Genomic DNA, 4,724 nt, shown 5'->3' with positions numbered 1-4,724 from the left:
CACCCTACACCCTGCCCCTAGGAAAAACTTTTTCAGCAGACCCTACTTATACTTATATGTCTAATCTATCTTTGGGCGCGCAACCTCCCCTCGAATTTATCCCCCCTGACCTTAATCCCTTGCTTTTAAAGGGATGTCAAATCTTTTTACCTCTTTGGTTACAAACTCAAACCAACTTAAGAGAAATTTCCGCTGCCAATCTAGAAACTTTAATCACATTTTATCAAAAAAGTCAAGAGAAAAAAGTCCGTTTACTGCTTGCTTTCCGTCATCCCAGTATTAACGATCCCTACTGTATGGCCTATCTTTTGTGGAAATTAGTACCCAAAAAAGCCCAAGAGTTAGGAATAAAATTAAACAAGCCAATTCACGCTCATTTTATGTATGATCGAGGGATTCCTTTATGGGCGGGAGAAAGGGTAGGATGGTTATATTCTAAGTTAGGTGGCACACCAATTCAACGGGGAAAAGCCGATTTAATCGGATTGCGTTCGGCTCGTCGTTTATTATTAGAAGGAGATTATCCTTTAGCCGCTGCTCCGGAAGGGGCAACTAACGGACATAATGAGCTTGTCAGTGCGATTGAACCGGGTATTTCTCAATTGGCTTTTTGGGGGGTGGATGATGTCAGAAAAGCTAAACAACAGCAAGAAGTAATTATTTTACCTATTGGTATTCAGTATTTTTATCTGACTCCAGTGTGGCAAGAAATCGAGCGAATTTTAACTAATTTAGAAACCGATAGCGGTTTAGAATCAATCCCGAATTCATCCCTAGAAGAAAAGGTTTTATACGAGCGTCTTTTTCGGTTAGGAGAAAGATTATTATCCTTAATGGAGGATTTTTATCGAGATTTCTACTATCAATCTTTACCTGTAGTACCTGCCAATGGTGATGATCCAAATGAAACCCTAGCCAAACGTTTAGCCAATTTATTAGATGTGGCCCTACAAACCGCAGAAAAGTATTTTCATCTTTCTCCTCATGGTAATGTGATCGATCGCTGTCGTCGTTTGGAACAAGCAGGATGGGAACGCATTTATCGGGAAGAATTAAAACCCACTCATTCTATTTCTCCCCTTGAATTAGGATTAGCTTATCGCCTGGCCGATGAAGCTAATTTAAAAATGTGGCACATGAGAATTGTGGAAAGTTTTGTGTCAGTAACTGGTTATTATGTCAAAGAAAAACCCACCGTAGAAAGATTTGCCGAGACAATTTTATTACTCTGGGATTTAGTGACAAGAATTAAGGGAGGTAATCCCTTTTTTCGTCCCCAAATTGGTCAACAAAAAGCGATAATAACTATTGGTAAACCTATTTCTGTATCCGAGCGCTATGCTGATTATAAAAGCGATCGACGCTCGGCCGTAGCACAATTAACCCAAGATTTACAAACCAGTTTAGAAAGTTTAATTATTCATCAGCAGACCCTAGTATAGGAGATAGTACGGGAATCTGGAAAAACTCAATACCGAAAACCCTACCCCGGTCGGGGAATCTTTTATCTATCCTAAAAGTGTAGAGATAAACCAACATCTCTAGCGTCAAGAAAACTTCGGAGGTGACTTATATGGCACTTATACGTTGGGAACCTTTCAGAGAAGTAGAAAGCCTACAGAAAGAAATGAATCGCTTGTTTGACCGTCTTGTGCCGACTGATGTAGGCAATGGCGAAAAAATGGGGTTATCCTTCATCCCAGCGGCGGAAATTACCGAAACGCCAGAGGCAGTTCAGCTTAAACTGGAAATACCTGGTATGGAAGCCAAAGACCTCAACGTGGAAGTAACAGCCGATAGTCTGACCATTAATGGTGAAAGAAAATCGGAAATTAAAACCGAAGAAGAAGGATTTACCCGCACTGAGTTCCGTTATGGTAAATTCCATCGGGTTATTCCTCTACCGGTTCGGGTTGATAACAATAACGTGACTGCTGAATACAAAGATGGCATTCTCAATCTCACTCTCCCGAAAGCGGAAGAAGAAAAAAATAAAGTGGTGAAAGTGTCCATCAATCCTACCATTGCTCAATGATGTAGCACTCATTGTCCGGTCTTAAGCGAAAGAGTTAACCTAGTGTGATTAAACCAAAGCGGGAGTATCAAACCATACTTCCGCTTTTAGCTTCCTAAACCTTTAACTTAAAACTTCTAACACTGCTTGGGGTGATAATTTATCTTTAAACCAGATAACCTGAGCGGGTAGATTTTGAAATTTAACTCCAGCTTTTTCTAGATTTAACCGTTCCGATACGGCTAAAATTAGATTATTTGCTTGGGCCGATTTAACCTGTAAAAATTTCTTTTGTAGGTATTCTGGTCGCCAATAACCAACAATTTCGAGGAGAAAAACGCGACCATCGGGATGCACTAAACGGAAATCGGGAATCATCACTCCTCCGGGTAAAGGCACTAAATCCACTTCCCTTTCTAGTTGCCATTCAGTTTTTAACTGTAACCAACGTTTAGCGAAAGATTCCTCTAACATACTATCGTAGGGTTTACCTGGGGAATAGTGGGACACCAGACCACAGTTATCCTCTAAATTGAACTGTTGTTTTTTAATAGTTCCTGTATAGGAATCTTTATACTGTAATTGTGCCTTCAGATTCCAGTGAGTAACATGGAGTAAGGCAGGAATTAATTTAGCGATTTCAATGCCATAACGACTGTTAGCTTTAAATAAACTGGTGGGACCATCGATAGTAATAGTAAATCCCGTGTCGGCATCCCCTTCGATATAAGTCATTAAACGAAATAGTTTTAGATAGCGAAAGAGATATTTATATTCCCCCGGATCATTGCGGTGGACGTTGATAATTAAATAACTGGCCCGATAAAAAATACCTTGAATTTGCGAGAGGTTAAAACGATGGATTAGGTTTTCGGGGGTGGGAGCATCAAATTGAGTGAGAATTTTATTCTCCGCTAAATCAGCATAGAGTCCTTTTTCTAGAGCCACTGGAAAAATTTCTTGATTTAATTCTTGGCTGAGTTGCTGGGCAATTTTTCCCAGAATTAGCGCTCGATTTTGGGGAATAGGAACAAACTTGGCCGCTTGTTCAAAAACTCTTTTTCTTAATTCCTGCGGTTCTAAGGGACTAATAATCTCAAAGGTGGCAAAATGATTGGTTAATAGGTGAGCAAATCCCCGTTTAATTTTATAATCGGGACTGTCTCCCTCCAAGATTAGGAGTTTTTGGCTTAATTCTCCCTTAGTTTCACCAATACTTTCCTGAAAACAGCTGATTTGTTCTTTAGCGATCGCCAGATAATCAGGAGCGATCGGTAAGCGTTTGGGAATAATTGTCTCGCCATTTTGACGGGAAATCAATAAATCGGTCGGTAACATGGCAAGCTAGAGAAGAATAATCAGATGGGGAGAGGTGGGACGACAAGGAAAGGTCGAAACCCCAAAAATCCCCCGATTCTAACTATTTTGGTCGAGATAACGCTCTAAATCTTCGATCACACGGGTTAATTCTGCTTCTGTGGTTAAGCGCAGGCGATCGTCGCGAACCGTTAGCAAAACTTTAGCCGAAAAAGGATTCGGATAAATATTGGGATTACAAAACACTTCCAGAAACACATCACCAGTGTGCTGATATTCCAGCGGTTTTTGGGGTTGGGGTTTACCACCACTAGCGGCATTACTGGCGATCGCTTTTAGGCGATCAAGTAGAATATTAATTTCCCTTTGCAAATCCAGAGCAGCACTGGGACTGAAACGAAAAGTAACGGAACCTTGCAAGAGATTAAGAGTTAAAGGAATCATGGAAAAAATCAGGTTAAGAGGAAGCCTGAAGTCAATTATATTAATTTGGGGAAATTTGGGGAAATTGGGTTTTGGGGGATTGTTCAGTAATCAGTAATCAGTCAGGTTCTTCGTTACTAAGTCCGGAGTGAACTGAAAACTCACCACTGATAACTCACCACTGATAACTGATAACTGATAACTGATAACTGATAACTGATAACTGAAGTTACCGACGCGGAACGAGATTAATCCGGCCTTCGTCCATTTCATCCATGAGTAACTCTAGGGCCTCGTAATCCACATCAGAAACGTAGCCAAGACGACCGAGGAGTTCATTAATTCCGTTCTCGATTTCTGGCGTGATTTTACGATAATATAGGGCTTGTTCCACTAATTGGCGGATAGTCGGCTGGGTATCCACAATTTTCTTACTCTAGTTCGATAAATCTAATTTCCGTATCCTGCTTTACTTTATTTCAGCAAAAACACCAGTATAATTTTGGCTCATCATCAGTCATTCGGGGTTAGAGCTTAAACCTAACGACTTTCCCCTGATGTTTACCCCAGTAAGTCCTGATCACTGTTCCCTTTTACTCCCCAGATCCCAAGGTTAGCCCAAAACTGGTTCCTTGCCACAGGGTCGAAGGTTAAAAAAAGATTAATCTTTTCAGGAGAGAGAAAATTGATCGAGACCGGGGTCACAAAATCAGAAAGTTAGGACATAATAGCGGTATCTGATTTCCAGTTAAAAGGTACATTTTATGAATTTCCAAGTCCAGCCATGAAAAGTCCTGTAAAAGTCCCAGAAATTGCTCTATTTGAGCCAAACGGCTATATTACCGCCGCCAACGTCCTAGAATTTCAAGAGCAGCTCACCAATCTGGTGAACCAGAATAGCTCCATCACTTTTCTCGTGGATATGAGCAGGGTGGAATTCCTCGACAGTGCCGGATTAATGGCTTTAGTT

The 4,724-nt window shown here is 40.8% G+C and carries 7 protein-coding genes; 3 read left to right on the top strand and 4 right to left on the bottom strand.

The annotated features are described in order from the left end of the window. Window positions 1–56: 56 nt before the first annotated feature. Together IQ242_RS17110 and IQ242_RS17105 are read left to right on the top strand one after the other, a co-directional pair. The gene (locus IQ242_RS17110; protein WP_193960798.1) at window positions 57–1,442 is read left to right on the top strand and encodes a 1-acyl-sn-glycerol-3-phosphate acyltransferase; all 1,386 of its coding nucleotides are present in this window, start codon (window positions 57–59) and stop codon (window positions 1,440–1,442) included. Window positions 1,443–1,573: 131 nt separating this feature from the next. Beyond that, on the top strand, window positions 1,574–2,035 hold the full coding sequence (locus tag IQ242_RS17105) for an Hsp20/alpha crystallin family protein (RefSeq protein ID WP_193960797.1): 462 nt from the start codon (window positions 1,574–1,576) through the stop codon (window positions 2,033–2,035). Between the two features lie 102 nt (window positions 2,036–2,137). Here the strand turns inward: IQ242_RS17105 and IQ242_RS17100 are convergent, their stop codons facing one another. The 4 genes from IQ242_RS17100 to IQ242_RS17085 all read right to left on the bottom strand — a co-directional run bounded on the left by IQ242_RS17100 (window position 2,138) and on the right by IQ242_RS17085 (window position 4,178). Beyond that, on the bottom strand, window positions 2,138–3,352 hold the full coding sequence (locus tag IQ242_RS17100) for a DUF790 family protein (RefSeq protein ID WP_193960796.1): 1,215 nt from the start codon (window positions 3,350–3,352) through the stop codon (window positions 2,138–2,140). A gap of 78 nt (window positions 3,353–3,430) precedes the next feature. Further along, window positions 3,431–3,775 (bottom strand): hypothetical protein, encoded by a 345-nt coding sequence (locus IQ242_RS17095; protein ID WP_004160645.1) that lies wholly within the window; start codon window positions 3,773–3,775, stop codon window positions 3,431–3,433. A gap of 90 nt (window positions 3,776–3,865) precedes the next feature. Then, window positions 3,866–4,027 (bottom strand): hypothetical protein, encoded by a 162-nt coding sequence (locus tag IQ242_RS17090; protein ID WP_193960795.1) that lies wholly within the window; start codon window positions 4,025–4,027, stop codon window positions 3,866–3,868. Then, entirely contained in the window at window positions 3,984–4,178 is a 195-nt protein-coding gene (locus IQ242_RS17085) for a hypothetical protein (protein ID WP_052278139.1), read from the bottom strand. The genes IQ242_RS17090 and IQ242_RS17085 overlap by 44 nt, the downstream gene beginning before the upstream one ends. A 360-nt stretch (window positions 4,179–4,538) precedes the next feature. On the opposite strand from IQ242_RS17085, the gene IQ242_RS17080 reads away from it, so the two are divergent. Then, a partial coding sequence (locus IQ242_RS17080; RefSeq protein ID WP_193960794.1) for an STAS domain-containing protein occupies window positions 4,539–4,724 on the top strand: 186 nt, incomplete at its 3' end.

Source organism: Microcystis sp. LEGE 08355 (assembly GCF_015207185.1).
Lineage (GTDB): Bacteria > Cyanobacteriota > Cyanobacteriia > Cyanobacteriales > Microcystaceae > Microcystis > Microcystis panniformis.
Note: the sequence above shows the minus strand (reverse complement) of the source record. Positions and strands in the feature narration are given on the sequence as shown.

Bases quoted from the DNA above. Each gene is read 5' to 3' on its own strand.
- IQ242_RS17110 (WP_193960798.1), top strand. From the start codon at position 57: ATGTCTAATCTATCTTTGGGCGCGCAACCTCCCCTCGAATTTATCCCC.
- IQ242_RS17105 (WP_193960797.1), top strand. From the start codon at position 1,574: ATGGCACTTATACGTTGGGAACCTTTCAGAGAAGTAGAAAGCCTACAG.
- IQ242_RS17100 (WP_193960796.1), bottom strand. From the start codon at position 3,352: ATGTTACCGACCGATTTATTGATTTCCCGTCAAAATGGCGAGACAATT.
- IQ242_RS17095 (WP_004160645.1), bottom strand. From the start codon at position 3,775: ATGATTCCTTTAACTCTTAATCTCTTGCAAGGTTCCGTTACTTTTCGT.
- IQ242_RS17090 (WP_193960795.1), bottom strand. From the start codon at position 4,027: ATGAAATGGACGAAGGCCGGATTAATCTCGTTCCGCGTCGGTAACTTC.